13 protein-coding genes are annotated in these 14403 nt (G+C 63.9%); 4 read left to right on the top strand and 9 right to left on the bottom strand.

The window, feature by feature from the left end:
- Positions 1-458: 458 nt before the first annotated feature.
- Together JQ629_RS09045 and JQ629_RS09040 are read left to right on the top strand one after the other, a co-directional pair.
- Positions 459-965: a tyrosine phosphatase family protein gene (locus JQ629_RS09045; RefSeq protein WP_192735197.1), complete on the top strand. Its 507-nt coding sequence runs from the start codon at positions 459-461 to the stop codon at positions 963-965.
- Between the two features lie 134 nt (positions 966-1099).
- Positions 1100-3817, top strand: coding sequence for a DUF2339 domain-containing protein (locus tag JQ629_RS09040; RefSeq protein WP_212412353.1), 2718 nt, complete (start codon positions 1100-1102; stop codon positions 3815-3817).
- A 184-nt stretch (positions 3818-4001) separates the two neighbouring features.
- Here JQ629_RS09040 and JQ629_RS09035 read toward each other — a convergent pair whose 3' ends face one another.
- The 7 genes from JQ629_RS09035 to ppdK all read right to left on the bottom strand — a co-directional run bounded on the left by JQ629_RS09035 (position 4002) and on the right by ppdK (position 12394).
- Positions 4002-4235: a DUF6894 family protein gene (locus JQ629_RS09035; RefSeq protein ID WP_212210966.1), complete on the bottom strand. Its 234-nt coding sequence runs from the start codon at positions 4233-4235 to the stop codon at positions 4002-4004.
- Between the two features lie 128 nt (positions 4236-4363).
- A complete protein-coding gene (locus tag JQ629_RS09030; protein ID WP_212035420.1) occupies positions 4364-4951 on the bottom strand; it encodes a hypothetical protein in 588 nt (195 codons plus the stop codon).
- Between the two features lie 164 nt (positions 4952-5115).
- Positions 5116-6102 carry an acrylyl-CoA reductase (NADPH) gene (acuI, locus tag JQ629_RS09025; protein WP_212412352.1) on the bottom strand — a complete coding sequence of 329 codons (987 nt, stop codon included), beginning with the start codon at positions 6100-6102 and terminating at the stop codon, positions 5116-5118.
- A gap of 45 nt (positions 6103-6147) precedes the next feature.
- Positions 6148-7392, bottom strand: coding sequence for an MFS transporter (locus JQ629_RS09020; protein WP_212412351.1), 1245 nt, complete (start codon positions 7390-7392; stop codon positions 6148-6150).
- 335 nt (positions 7393-7727) lie between these two features.
- Positions 7728-9215, bottom strand: a complete 1488-nt coding sequence (locus JQ629_RS09015; RefSeq protein ID WP_212412350.1) for a cell wall hydrolase — start codon at positions 9213-9215, stop codon at positions 7728-7730.
- Between the two features lie 98 nt (positions 9216-9313).
- Positions 9314-9649, bottom strand: a complete 336-nt coding sequence (locus JQ629_RS09010) for a hypothetical protein (RefSeq protein ID WP_212412349.1) — start codon at positions 9647-9649, stop codon at positions 9314-9316.
- Positions 9650-9685: 36 nt separating this feature from the next.
- Positions 9686-12394 (bottom strand): pyruvate, phosphate dikinase, encoded by a 2709-nt coding sequence (gene ppdK, locus JQ629_RS09005; protein ID WP_349631234.1) that lies wholly within the window; start codon positions 12392-12394, stop codon positions 9686-9688.
- Between ppdK and JQ629_RS37705 the strand changes: the two genes are divergently transcribed.
- Positions 12387-12737, top strand: a complete 351-nt coding sequence (locus tag JQ629_RS37705; protein ID WP_349631233.1) for a hypothetical protein — start codon at positions 12387-12389, stop codon at positions 12735-12737. The two genes, ppdK and JQ629_RS37705, sit on opposite strands and share 8 nt — an antisense overlap.
- Here the strand turns inward: JQ629_RS37705 and JQ629_RS09000 are convergent, their stop codons facing one another.
- Positions 12738-12893 (bottom strand): DUF3096 domain-containing protein, encoded by a 156-nt coding sequence (locus JQ629_RS09000; protein WP_192735205.1) that lies wholly within the window; start codon positions 12891-12893, stop codon positions 12738-12740.
- Between the two features lie 291 nt (positions 12894-13184).
- Here JQ629_RS09000 and JQ629_RS08995 point away from each other — a divergent pair, with 291 nt between their 5' ends.
- Positions 13185-13544 carry a DUF1236 domain-containing protein gene (locus JQ629_RS08995; RefSeq protein ID WP_212412347.1) on the top strand — a complete coding sequence of 120 codons (360 nt, stop codon included), beginning with the start codon at positions 13185-13187 and terminating at the stop codon, positions 13542-13544.
- Positions 13545-13800: 256 nt separating this feature from the next.
- Here the strand turns inward: JQ629_RS08995 and JQ629_RS08990 are convergent, their stop codons facing one another.
- Positions 13801-14403 (bottom strand): class I SAM-dependent methyltransferase, encoded by a 603-nt coding sequence (locus JQ629_RS08990; RefSeq protein WP_212412346.1) that lies wholly within the window; start codon positions 14401-14403, stop codon positions 13801-13803.

The raw sequence follows: 14403 nt of genomic DNA, 5'->3' as shown, positions 1-14403 counted from the left end.
CGGCCTTCCCTGCGCAGTGGCTTTACGGCTTATGCCGTGATCTCCCCGGAGACGAGTTCTTGGTTGACTCCGTCACCACCGGTTCAGCTCACGCTTAGCCGACGGCTTGACGCCAGCAACGGGCGCCAGGACCACACGGTTTTGCCGTACGCTCGATCCACGCCGTCGTCAGACGTGAGCCCAGCGTCCACCGCAACCCGCCCAACGTCCGTGACGACGGCCGACGCCCTTCTGAGTAGGACGGGATGGGCAAATATATGCACCTGATTTCCATTCTGGTAAACAGAAATATTTTTTAATTTGGGGCTTGACACGACTTCCGAATACCCGAAGTGATTTGCCTGTCGGGGTCCGTAGCCCACCCGGGCCGAAGGGCGCTTTGACCGGCCCCCACACCGGCCTATAATGGCGACTACTCCAGGGACTGCCGCGACGGACAGTTCCCCAAAAGGATCGCCATGCTTCACGTCTGTTCGCTCGCCGCCCTTCCCGAAACCGTCAAGGCCACCGGCGCCAGCCATATCCTCACCGTGATGGCCAATGTCGATCAGGTGCAGCGGCCGGCCTCGGTGCTCGAGGCCAACCATTTGCGCGTGTCTATGGACGACATCACCGAGGTGATGGATGGCTTTCTGGCGCCGTCGGACGCGCATATCGAGAAGGTGCTGAACTTCGTGCGCGGCTGGGATCGCAGCGCGCCGATGGTGGTGCATTGCTATGCCGGCATCAGCCGTTCGACCGCCAGCGCCTTTGCGGCCGCCTGCATGCTCAATCCGCACCGCGACGAGATTTCGATCGCCCGGCAGATCCGCGCCGCCTCGCCGATCGCCCAGCCCAACCGGCTGATCGTCAGCCTCGCCGACAAGGCGCTGGGGCGCGAGGGGCGGATGCTGCGGGCGCTCGACGAGATGGGCCCGGGCAGCATGACCGTCGAGGGCCGCCCCTTCCGCGTGGACCTCGAATAATCCTGCTCGAATAGCGCGCTAAAATGCCGCCCCCGGGGGCGATTTGAACTTTTTCCGGGCAAAACTGCACTCACAGCATTGCGACGGGCCGCATAGAGGCGGTTAACGTTTCTGCGTGCCCGCCTGGAGGCCTGATGCTCGACGAGTTTGTAATTCTTCCGTTCCTGTTCGCCATTGTCGCCGTTATCGTTGCCGTCAAGGCGATGAACGAGATCGGGGAGTTGCGAAGGCGGCTGGACAGGATGGAAGCGGCGGCAGCGCTCGCCCGGCCCGTCCCGCCACCGCTTCCCCACATGTTCGAGCAAGATACTGCGCCTGCCTCTCCGGGCGTCGCAGCCGAGCCGCCGCCGATTGTGCCTGTGGATCAATGGGTCCCTCCCGACTCATGGACGCCGGCTGAAGCAGCCGCCGGGACGACGGCTGACACGGCTGACGGCCCGCCCGCCGCGCCGCCGCCGCCCTTGCCGCAGCCCGATCGCGGTTTCGAGGAAACACTCGGCACCCGCTGGGTGGTGTGGATCGGCGGCCTGACGCTGGCGCTCGGCGGCTTCTTCATGGTGCGCTATTCGATCGAGGCCGGCCTGCTCGGCCCCGGAGTGCGTGTGCTTCTTGGCGGCCTGTTCGCGCTGGCGCTGCTCGCTGCCGGCGAATGGACCCGCCGCAAGGAAAGCATCTCCACGATCGAAGCGACGCCGATCGCCAACATCCCGGCGATCCTGACCGCCGCCGGCACGGCGGTGGCCTTTGCGACCGTCTACGCAGCCTATGCGCTGTACGGCTTCCTGGTGCCCGCCACCGCGTTCATCCTGCTTGGGCTGGTGGCGATGGGCACGCTGGCCGCGGCACTGCTGCACGGGCCGGCGCTGGCCGGGCTTGCCATCGTCGGAGCCTTCGTCACCCCGGTCCTGGTCTCCTCCGGCAAGCCGGACTTCTGGGCGCTGTACGTCTATCTCGCGATCGTCACTGCGGCCGCGTTCGGGCTGGCGCGCGTGCGGATGTGGCGCTGGCTTGCGGTCACCACCATCGTGTTCGCGCTGCTATGGACGCTCCCCTGCCTGCAGTGCGGCCCGTCGATGGTCGCGCCGCATGTGTTCCATGTGATCGCCGGCTTCATCCTCGCCGCATTGCTTGTCGTGTGCGGCTTCATGTTCGGGCCTTCAGCGCAAGAAGGCGAGATCGAACCGATTTCGTCCGGCTCGCTCGCGGCCTATCTGCTCGGCGCGACCCTGATCGTGCTGAACAGTTCTCATGCCGACGTCGCGATGGTCGCGTTCGGCCTGCTGGTGGCCGGCAGCTTGTTGGTGGCCTGGCGCACCGAAGCCGCGGTCGGCGCGGTCGGCGCCGCCGCCGGTCTCGTCTTCATCGTGTTCGCCGAATGGGCGATCCGCGCCAACCCTGACATGCTGGTTCTGCCCGGCGGGCCGATCGCAGGCATCGGGCCGAGCGCCACGGACGGATCGGTGTCGTTGCATCTGATCTCCGCCGCGATCTTCGCCGCCGGATTTGGCGTCGCGGGATTCCTGGCGCAGGGCCGTTCGGCCAGCGCCGTCATCCCTGTGATCTGGTCGGCTACGGCCGTCTTCACGCCGCTCGCGCTATTGGTCGCGCTCTATGCCCGGATCGCGAATCTCGACCGCTCGATCCCGTTCGCGATCCTCGCGGTGATCCTTGCCGCCGCCTATGCTGCGGCGACCGAGATCCTGACCAAGCGCGAGGACCGTCCGGGCCTGCAGGCCTCGATCGCGCTGTTTGCGACCGGCGCGCTCGCAGCACTGGCGCTGGCACTGACGTTCGCGCTGGAAAAAGGCTGGCTCACGATCGCGCTGGCGCTGATGTCGGCAGGCACCGCCTGGATCTCGATGCAGCGGCCGATCCCGTTCCTGCGTTCGCTGGCCGCGATCCTCGCCGCCATCGTGGTGCTGCGGATCGGCTACGAGCCGCGCATCGTAGGCCACGCCGTCGGCACCACGCCGATCTTCAACTGGCTGCTGTGGGGCTACGGCATTCCGGCGCTATCGTTCTGGGCCGGCAGCATCTTCCTGCGCCGCGGCGGCGACGACGCGCCGCTGCGCATCGTCGAATCCGCTGCCATCCTGTTCACGGTGCTGCTGGCGTTCATGGAAATCCGCCATGCCGTCAATAATGGCGACGTCTATCGCCCGAGTGCCGGACTCACCGAAGTCGCGCTGCAGGTCTGCGTCGCGATGGCGATGGCGATCGGGCTGGAGCGCCTGCGCCTCCGCACCGGAAGTGTCGTTCACAATGCCGGCGCAATCCTGCTCACCGTCTTTGCAGGCCTGGCTTCCGTGTTCGGGCTGCTGGTGCTGGAGAACCCGATGCTATGGTCGATCGATGTCGGCGGCGTCGTCATCAACCTGCTGCTGCTCGGCTATGCCCTGCCCGCGGTGCTGGCGCTGCTGTTGTCCTATGCGGTGGCAGGGCGGCGTCCGGTCGAATACGCCAACACGATCGAGGCAGGCGCGCTCATTCTGGCGCTGGCCTATGTGACGTTTGAAATCCGCAGGATCTATCACGGTCCGGTCATGGCCATCGGCCCGACCACTGGCGCCGAGCAATACACCTACTCGATCGCCTATCTGGCGTTCGGCGTCGCCATGCTCGGGATCGGCATCCTCTTCAACTCGCAACGCGCGCGGCTGGCGTCAGCGGTCGTGATCGCGCTGACGATCCTGAAAGCCTTCCTGATCGACATGTCGACGCTGACCGGGGTCTATCGCGCGCTGTCCTTTATGTGCCTGGGCCTGGTGCTGGTGGCGATCGGCTGGCTGTATCAGCGGATCCTGTTCCGCAGGCGGGCAGCGGTGGCGCCTGCGGTGCCGACACAGAGTTGATCGGTCAGGCGGCGCACCGAACGGAGGAACTTGCCGATCGAAAACCTAGAGCTTTGGTTCTGATTGAATCAGAACCAAAACTCTAGACTCTTGTTTTGACGCGTTTTCTACCGCAGATAAGTCTACGCAATCTGCGCAAACTTGATTGCTATGCGAACCGGTATCCACTTCGCTCGGAAACGCTTTAGGTGACGGATTCCGCCACGAGGCGGATCCTGAACACGGGCTTTTTGGACTCGTCCAGCATTTCCATCTGCCATTCGGCATTCTGCTTCATGCTGCGCGAAATGCTGCCGAGCAGGTTGCCGGACACCTTGGTCATCTCGGCCCAGGCGGCTTCGCGGCTTTCGAATTCGGAGCCCTGGTCGGATGCGCCAGCGTAGTGACCGTTGCTAATCCGGAAAAAATACAGCGGCATAGTTGATCTCACGTATGAGCCGCCCCCAGGCCGTCACGGTGGGCCAGACTCGCTACCAAGACGTGAAAACGCCAGCCCGTATGACTACGGGCACACTTTCCCAACTTTGGGCTTCATTTCGCCTGATATCACTCGGTGGAACGGCGCAGCTCCGGCGCGCTTTCGGCCTTCGCCGGCTCGGCCTTCACCGGCTCGAGCTTCGCGGCCTCAACCGCCGGCGTCTCGACGCGAGCCGAGACCTCCGTGCGCGACGCGTCGGCCGAGCGTGTCTGCGCCGGTGCATGCAGCGAACGCGGCCGCGCCACCGAGCGGGCCATCAGCATCTGCTGCGCGCCCTGGTGACGGAAATCGCAATAGGCGAAGCCCATGCCCGACACCGATCCCCGGAAGGAGCGGTCATCCCGCTTTTCGAGATTGAAGCACGGCTCGAACGGAAGACCCTTGATGGAAGCGCAAACCGCCTGGCCGCGGATCTGCAGCGTGTTGCCGGGCAGGCGCACATGGCGGGTCGGCCCCGCGCCGCTGAATTGAATGGAGCCGGCCGCCCCGAGATCGTCGAGCACGCGGCCTGCGCCGCGGGAGCCGTCGAAACAGGTGAAGGCGAAAACCTTGCCGGCCACAAACTTGCGGGCTTCATCGGCATTCATCATCCCGGCCAGCGCCGGCACCACCATCGCCGTGGCCGTGACGGCCCCCAACACCAAACGCGCAAGCATGCAGCAACTCCACCCTACTGAGCGCGGGCACCCGCCTTGCTAGACATGACCTCCGCGGAAAACCGGTATCCCGTTTTCCGGATCATGCAGGCCTCTTTACCCGCTGCTTACCATACGAACCGTGGCAACATTGGAGCAGCATGGTTGGTAAAGTCTGAACGCCGTTAGAGAATTTTTACCACGATTCGACCGCGGACCTCGCCGGCGAGGATTTTGGCGCCGGCGCCGATGACTTGGTCAAGGCCGATTTCATTAGTAATATCAGCTAGTTTTCCGTGATCCAAATCGCTGGCGAGGCGGCTCCAGGCAAGCTTGCGCTGCTCGATCGGGCACATCACCGAATCGATGCCGAGAAGGCACACTCCGCGCAAAATGAACGGCGCCACCGAAGACGGCAGGTCCATGCCCGCCGCCAGGCCGCACGCGGCGATAGCGCCGCCATATTTCGTCATCGAAAGGATGTTGGCGAGCGTAGTCGATCCGACGCTGTCGATGCCGCCGGCCCAGCGCTCCTTGGCCAGCGGTTTTGCGGGGCCTGACAGTTCGGCCCGGTCGATCACCTCGGCGGCGCCGAGACCTTTCAGATAATCGGCCTCCGACACCCGCCCGGTGGAGGCGATGACGTGATAGCCGAGCTTGGACAGCACGGCGGTCGCGACCGAACCGACGCCGCCCGCAGCTCCGGTGACGACGACGGGGCCGCTCTTGGGCGTCAGACCGTGCTTCTCCAGCGCCAGCACCGACAGCATCGCGGTGTAGCCGGCGGTGCCGATCGCCATCGCGTCGCGGGTAGAGATATTATCGGGCAGCCGCACCAGCCAGTCGCCCTTGACGCGGGCCTTCTCGGCGTAGCTGCCGAGATGGGTCTCGCCCATGCCCCAGCCGTTGCAGACCACCCTGTCGCCGGCCTTCCACTGCGGATGGGTGGATTGCTCGACGATCCCGGCGAAGTCGATGCCGGCGATCATCGGGAAACGCCGCACCACCGGGGCCTTGCCGGTGAGGGCCAGACCGTCCTTGTAATTCAGCGTCGACCATTCGACGCGGACGGTGACGTCGCCTTCCATCAATTCGGCTTCGTCGAACTGCGTCAGCGCTGATGTGGTACCTTTTTCCGCCTTGTCGATCCTGATGGCCTTGAACGTTCCCACGGCAAACTCTCCCGAACTTTGTCAGTTGGGAGAGTGTTTACCGGATCAGGCGGGCTGCGCAACCGCCCGCGCGACCGGTTGTTCCACGATCGGCAGGTTGATCAGCGCCGACAGCACGCCGAACAGTACCGAAAGCCACCAGATCGGCGTGTACGAGCCATACTGCTCGAACACGATGCCGCCGAGCCAGACGCCGAGAAAGCCACCGACCTGATGGCTGACAAAAGCGAAGCCATAGAGGGTGGCGAACCAGCGGGTGCCGAACATCAGTGCCACCAGCGCCGAGGTCGGTGGCACCGTCGACAGCCAGGCCAGACCGGTAACGGCGCCGAACATGATGGCGGAAAGCGGCGTGATCGGGAACGAGATGAAGGCGACAATCGCCATCGCCCGTACGAAGTATAGAAACGAAAGAATATAGCGCTTCGGGAACTTGTTCTGCAGCACGCCGACGCTGAGCGAGCCGATGATGTTGAACAGGCCGACCGCGGCAATCACCCAACCGCCGGTCTGCGCAGATATGCCGCGGTCGGCCAGATAGGCCGGCAGATGCACGGTGATGAAGGCGAGCTGGAAGCCGCAAGTAAAGAAGCCGAGCACCAGCAGCACGTATGATGGGTGGCCGAACGCTTCCGCGAGCGCCGTCTTGAACGATTGCTGGTCCGCGACCGGCACATTTTCCGACGTCGCAGGCGGCGTTGCGAGCGCCAGCGACAGCGGCACGATCAGGAGCATCAGCAGCGCGAATACGGTGAGCGCAGATTGCCAGCCGAAATTGTCGATCAGCGCGACGCCGAACGGCGCGAACAGGAACTGTCCGAACGAACCGGCAGCGGTGCCGGCGCCGAGCGCCAGGCCGCGCTTCTCCGGAGGCAGCAATTTGCTGAACGCCGACAGCACGAGGTTGAACGAACAGCCCGAAAGCCCGAAACCGATCAGAACACCCGCGCCAAGATCGAGCGAACCAGGCGTCGAAGCGTAGCGCATCACCAGCAGCCCGCCGGCGTAGAGCAGCGCGCCGATGACCATCACGCGCAGGATGCCGAAGCGGTCGGCGATCGCGCCTGCGATCGGCTGGCCCAATCCCCACAACAGGTTCTGCAGCGCCAGCGCGAGGCCGAAGACGTCGCGGCCCCAGGTAAATTCCTTGCTCATGGGCTGGATGAAGAAACCAAGGCTCGACCGCGGCCCGAAACTGAGCAGCGCGATCGCGCATCCGCAGATGATGATCACCAATGGCGTCCGCCAGCTGGCTTTGGCCGGGCGAAGATTGTCTGCGGTGACAGCCATGCGTTTCCTCGATGCTTGGCGCCGGGGCTGGAGGGGACCGGCCGGGTGCGCCGGGAGGAGTTAATGCATTCGCATGGAAATCCCAAGAGCGCCGGAGAAAATTTTTCCGCTGCAGGGCAGCCCTGCAAAATCGTCGAGTGCAATTTTGGGGGTGGGTTGGACGGGCGGGCGCAAAGGGAAATGATCACGTCGTCCCGGCGAAGGCCGGGACCCATACGCCGCGGCCCGCATTGTTGGAAAAGGAAGATAATGCTCAGCGCGTAAAACAATAACCGCCGGTGGCTATGGGTCCCGGCCCCCGTGCGCAATTGCGCACTAGGCCGGGACGACAATAACTACCTTCTGACGCTCGCCTGCTCTGCCGAGCTCTTTGCAGCTTCGGCGAGCTTGGCGGAAATTTGCGCCGTCTCCGCCGCAGTGCCCCAGCTTGGCGCGTCGCTGCCGTCGCCCCAGTTGCGGGGCCGGTAGAAGGTGTGCACGCCGGTCTTGTACATCTTCTTCATCTCGCTGACCCAAGACGGACGCACCCAATAGGCATGGTAGTGCGTCGACTTGTCGACCTCGGGCAGCCAGAGCTGGCCGTCCAGCATCGCCTTTGCGATCCGTTGCGCGCGATCCCACATGTCGGGCTCTTTGACGACGTCCTTGTTGTTGTCGCAGGCGAAGGTGAACTGGCAGGCCAGATGGCGGTGCTTGTTCTGGTAGACCACGCCGCACACCGTATCCGGATATTTGCCGGAGAAGGCTCGGTTCAACACCACTTGCGCCACCGCGATCTGGCCGCGCACCGCTTCGCCGCGGGCTTCAAAATAGACAACTTCGGTCAGGCATTTTTCCGACTTGGCGCGCGACTTCTCGTCGAACAGGCCGAGCCGCTCGGCCGGGGTCTTGGCGCGCTGGTTGTCGGAATTGACCTCGCCCTTCGGCGCGACGCTGACGCCCATCTCGCCGGCCTTGACCGGGCCGTCGGCATCGACCGGCAGCGAGGCCATGATCTTCATGTCGGGATCGGCAACCACCGCGCTCGGCAGCATGACGATCGGTTCTTCGCCCGGCCGCCAGCGTTCGATGGTTTCGGGCGCGCCGAGCGACGAGCCAAAAAACAGGCTCGAGGTCTTGAAGGAGAAATTGTCGCGCGGCGGCGCGGGCGCGAGCGCCACTTCCGGTGCTACCGAAACGTCCTTTGGCTTAACGAGCGGCTTGTCGTCGAGCGGCTTGGCTTCGAGCGGCTTGGCTTCGAGCGACATCGACACATCGAATTGCGGCAGCGGCGGCGCGCGCAGCGCGGCCTGAAGTTCGGGATCGAGCGGCGCGGGCTCACCTGAAGGCGGCGTGGCGGCGGTCTTTTGGCCTTTGACGGAAGCGTTTGAGGACGAAGGATCTTCGATGGCCGGCGCGCTGCCGGCGGGGATTGAGCTCTCCGCAGGCGTGGACGGCGCGATGACAAGGCGATCGCCCTTCATGGTGCGATCGACCTTGGGGAAATCGGCGGCATGATAACGCGGCGGCGGGGCGATGATCGGGTTGCGCGTCACTGCACCGGTGATGTCGATGCCTTGATTGTCGAGGCTGGTGAGCCGAAAGGTTGCGGTCTGCGGCGAAGAGGTTCCGATCGGACGGCCGAAGCTGAAGGTCGCGACGTGGATATTGCCGGCGGTGGAGAACACACGCTTCTGCCAGCGTTCGGCGACGCCCGGCTGCCGGGCCAGCAGTGACGCGATATCCTGATATCCGATCTCGGTCGGCATCAATGCGAAGATGCAAAGACCGAGACCGAAGGACGCGAACCGCGCGCCCTTCGGCTGGTTACGCAACACATTCATCGATACGCTCTACGCAACGCTTACAAAAAACGACCGAACTCAGTACATCCGTGCAATTCGATCTTTATTGTTGGTATCGAATTTAGGTTGCCGGGGAGTTAATCGGCGTGGCCTGCGTGCACCACGCAAGAAATCGCGCGCACTTGCTGTCGCGCTTGAGAAGGCTTGGTAAACGGGAGCGCGATGAAAGTGGTAAACATCCCGTCAACGAAGATGATGAAGAAAATGTTGCGGGTTCCCGCGTCACTACGGGACGATGCGATTCCGCCCCATGCATTTCGATGGAAGTCGGAGAACCGTCGTTTCCACGTCATTGCGAGGAGCGAAGCGACGAAGCAATCCATCCATCCGTTATGCCGCGCTATGGATTGCTTCGCTGCGCTCGCAATGACGAAAGGTCCAAAAACGTTCATGCCCGGGACAAGCCCGGGCATGACGACGTCTCTGTTAATTCTCAGCGCAGAGAAGAACTACGCCTGGCTCGCGACCGTCTTGCCGAGGGCGGCTTGCGCCGCGGCGAGCCGCGCGATCGGCACGCGATAGGGCGAGCACGAGACGTAGTCGAGGCCGATCTCGTGGCAGAACGCCACCGAGGCGGGATCGCCGCCATGCTCGCCGCAAATCCCGACCTTGAGATCGGGCCGCGTCTTGCGTCCGCGCGCAACGCCGATCTTGACGAGTTCGCCGACGCCATCGCGGTCGACCGAGATGAACGGATCGATCTCGAGGATGCCCTTCGCCACATAGGTGCCAAGGAAGCTCGCGGCGTCGTCGCGGCTGATGCCGTAGGTGGTCTGCGTCAAATCGTTGGTGCCGAAGGAGAAGAACTCGGCGGTGTTCGCGATGTCGCCGGCCATCAGGCACGCGCGCGGCAACTCGATCATGGTGCCGACCTGATAGGCGAGTTTCTTGCCGGTCTCCTTCATCACCGACTGCGCGGTGGCGTCGATCCGCGCCTTGACCAGGTCGAACTCGGCCTTGGTCGCGATCAGCGGCACCATCACCTCGAGGCCGACGGCCTTGCTGGTGCGCTTTTCGGCCTCGACCGCGGCTTCGAAGATCGCGCGCGCCTGCATCTCGGCGATCTCCGGATAGGCGATCGCCAGACGGCAGCCGCGGAAGCCCAGCATCGGGTTGAACTCGGCAAGATCGCGGGCGCGATCGGCGAGCTTGCGCGGATCGGTGTTCATCGCGCGCGCGACTTCCTCGATCTCGGCCTGGGTGTGCGGCAGGAACTCGTGCAGCGGCGGATCGAGCAGACGGATCGTGACGGGCAGCCCCTTCATGATCTCGAACAGCTCGACGAAATCCGCCCGCTGCATCGGCAGCAGTTTTGACAGCGCCTGACGGCGCGACTGCTCGTCCTCGGAAAGGATCATCTCGCGCACGGTGCGGATGCGGGTTTCCTCGAAGAACATGTGCTCGGTACGGCAAAGGCCGATGCCCTCGCCGCCGAACTTGATCGCGGTGCGCGCGTCTTCCGGGGTGTCGGCGTTGACGCGGACGCCGAGCTTGCGGACGGCATCGGCCCAGCCCATCAGCGTGCCGAATTCGCCCGACAGTTTCGGTTCGATCATCGGCATCCGCCCGGCCAGCACCTGGCCGAGCGATCCGTCGATGGTGATGACGTCGCCGGTCTTGAAGGTGCGGGTGCCGATGCTCATGGTGCCGCGGCCGTAATCGACGCGAATGGTGCCGCAGCCGGAGACGCAGGGCTTGCCCATGCCGCGCGCGACCACGGCGGCGTGCGAGGTCATGCCGCCACGGGTGGTGAGAATGCCCTCGGCCGCGTGCATGCCGTGGATGTCTTCCGGGCTGGTCTCGACCCGCACCAGAATGACCTTGCGGCCATCGGCCTGTAGTTTCGCAGCTTCATCGGACGAGAACACGATTTCGCCGGAGGCGGCGCCCGGCGAAGCCGGCAGACCGGTCGCGATGACGTCGCGCTTGGCGGCGGGATCGATGGTCGGATGCAGCAACTGGTCGAGCGAGGCGGGATCGATCCGCATCACCGCGTCCTTTTTCGAGATCAGTCCTTCATTGGCGAGTTCGACCGCAATCCGCAGCGCCGCCTTGGCGGTTCGCTTGCCGCCGCGGGTCTGCAGCATCCACAACTTGCCCTGCTCGACCGTGAACTCCATGTCCTGCATGTCGCGGTAGTGCTTTTCGAGCAGCGTGTAGATCCGCGTCAGTTCCTTGAACGCGGCGGGCATCGCGACTTCCATCGACGCCTTGTCGGAGCCGGATTCCTGGCGCGCAAATTCGGTGATGTCCTGCGGCGTGCGGATGCCCGCCACCACGTCTTCGCCCTGCGCGTTGATCAGGAATTCGCCGTACAGCTTGCTCTCGCCGGTCGACGGGTTGCGCGTGAACGCAACGCCGGTCGCCGAGGTCTCGCCCATATTGCCGAACACCATGGCCTGGATATTGACCGCGGTGCCCCAGGATTCAGGAATGTCGTGCAGGCGGCGGTAGGTCACCGCGCGCGCGTTCATCCAGGATGAGAACACCGCACCGATCGCGCCCCACAATTGCGCGTGCGGATCCTGCGGGAAATCGTGGCCGGTCTCGCGCGCCACCGCATCCTTGTAACGGCCGACCAGTTCGACCCAGTCGTCGCCGGTCAGATCGGTGTCGAGCGTATAGCCCTGGCCGTCCTTGAAGGTGTCGAGGATGTCCTCGAAATGATGATGCTCGAAGCCGAGCACGACATCCGAATACATCGTGATGAAGCGCCGATAGCTGTCATAGGCGAAGCGGCGGTCGCCGGACAATTCGGCGAGCGCTTCGACGGTCTCATCGTTGAGGCCGAGATTGAGTACGGTATCCATCATGCCCGGCATCGACGCGCGGCCGCCGGAGCGCACGGACACCAGCAGCGGATTCCGGGAATCGCCGAACGACTTGCCGGCGAGTTTGCCGACATGCTCAAGCGCCTTCTCGACCTGCGCCTTCAGCGCAGCCGGATAGGATTTGTCGTGGGCGTAGAAGTAAGTGCAGACCGAGGTCGGAATCGTGAAGCCCGGAGGCACCGGCAGGCCGAGATTGGCCATTTCGGCGAGATTGGCGCCCTTGCCGCCGAGCAGATCGCGCAAGCCCGCTTTGCCCTCGGCCTTGCCGTCGCCAAACGTGTAAACCCACTTGCCGGATTTTACCGCTTCGACGGCCGGCTTGCTCACCTTCTTCGCCGTCTTGCTGGCAGGCTTGTTCGGAGCCTTCGCAGCTGCCTTGTCAGCGGTCTTGGCAACTGGCTTGGCAATCGGCTTCGTAACCGCCTTGGGAGCGGGCTTCGCAACTGCCTTCGCAACCGGAGCCTTCGTTAGCGTCTTGCGCGCCGAGGCCGCCGGCGCGGCTTTGCCTGGCGCCGATGACTTTGATTTCGCTACGATTTTCACAAGGTTTTTCTTGGACTTCGCAACCGCTTTGGCCATGGCAGATGACAATCCGAAAAGAGAGGAGAAGATGCGCGCCTTACACCACTTTGAGGGGTTCCGCGCAAGCCGCGAAACCCCGCTTGCCTGACTAGAAGCGCAGCATCTTGAACACGCCGAGCCCGGCCAGACCGACGATGATCAGGTAGATCGCGACGATGAAATTCAGGAACCGCGGCATGATCAGGATCAGGACTCCCGCAATCAGGGCGACGATCGGGGAAATATGCGCGGCGGTGATGGTCATTTGAAATTTCTCCTGATGATGAGGGGAAGCTCGAATCGAGGGCGGCAACTTAACCGCTGGCGCGGTTCCGGAATAGGAGACGCCTGTCGCCTCAACGGGTTCCGGCGTTCGCAAAAATTGCCCGAAATTGCCGCGTTTAAGGCAGCCATTTTTCCGGAACTATGCCGCGCGCGATGAATTGGCTCGCATTGTACGCTGGCTAGCCGGCGTCATAGCGTTTTCAAGCGAAGTGGACGCCGGTTCGCGTCAAGAAAACGCGTCAAACCAATAGCGCGCACGAGGGAGTACACTATGCAGAACAGACTACTTGCCATCGCAGTTGTCGCCGGCGTGATGGCTGCCCCGCTCGCAGCACAGGCGCAGAGCGGCACCGTGGGTGTCGTTGGCGGCGGCAGCGTGGTCGTCGGCGAGCATGAGGGCATCACCGTCGATCAACGCCCGGCGTTCCGGGAATATGTCGTGCGTGAGCGCGTGCCGACTTTCACCATTCCGGAGCGCGTAACCGTTGGCGGCGTGCTGCCGGAGGCCGGCATCACCTATTACGACGTCCCGCAGACCTATGCGGCGACGCCCTATCGCTACACCGTGGTGAACGGCCAGACGGTCCTGGTCGAACCGCGTTCGCGTCGCATCGTTCAGGTGGTCGACTAATCCCGCCGGCCTGAACGATAGTCCGGGCGCCGCGCAAGCGGATGTGCGCGAGATACGACCGGACAAGAAAGCCCCGCCCGGCTTCCCCCTGGGCGGGGCTTTTCGTTTTGCCAATCAGCGCACCCGTCATCCTGAGGTGCGAGCGCAGCGAGCCTCGAAGGATGGGCCACGGGCCCTGCTCATCCTTCGAGGCGCGCAAGAGCGCGCACCTCAGGATGACGGGAGATAGTACGAGCGCGGCCACCTCGACCTGCGTTTATTCCCTGATCTCCAGACCCTGCTTCTTGGCGACGAGGCGGTGAATCTTCTTGCCCGAGGAGGCGCTGACGACCTCTTCGTCGAGGAGCAGCGCGGTCGCTTTCAGTTCCGCCAGCACCAGCGCGGTATCGAACGCACAGTAAAGCCGCCCCTGCGAATCGCGCAGGTCGGCATTGTCGGTGATCCGCCAGCTCAGATAGAGAATGCCACTGGGCTTGACGGCGTTGAGCAGCCGGCGGACCGCAACGGCGATCTGCGCGCGCTCCAGATGCATGATCACGGTCTCGCACAGCACGTTGTCGTAGGTGCCGATGCCCTTCAAGTCGGGCAATTCGGCATGCGCGAACTTAAAACCGGGATACCGCTGCCGCGCCTCCGTCAGCAGGCCTTCCGAGGCGTCGAAACCGGTGGCGGAAAAGCCGTTGGCGTTTAGCCAGGCCACCTCGCGGCCGCAGCCGCAGCCGATATCGGCTGAATTGCCGCCGCGCACGAAGAAGCGCTCGACGACTTCGTGCAAATCAACGGGCGCCGGCTGCTCGTGCCAGTCCTTGGCGAACGCCGCCGCATCCGAATCGTAAGCGGCCAGCGTCTTCTGATCCAC

The sequence above is a fragment of the Bradyrhizobium sp. AUGA SZCCT0222 genome (assembly GCF_018130205.1).
Classification (GTDB): Bacteria; Pseudomonadota; Alphaproteobacteria; order Rhizobiales; family Xanthobacteraceae; genus Bradyrhizobium.
The sequence above is the reverse complement of the archived record's forward strand: the minus strand, read 5'-3'. Positions and strand labels throughout refer to the sequence as shown.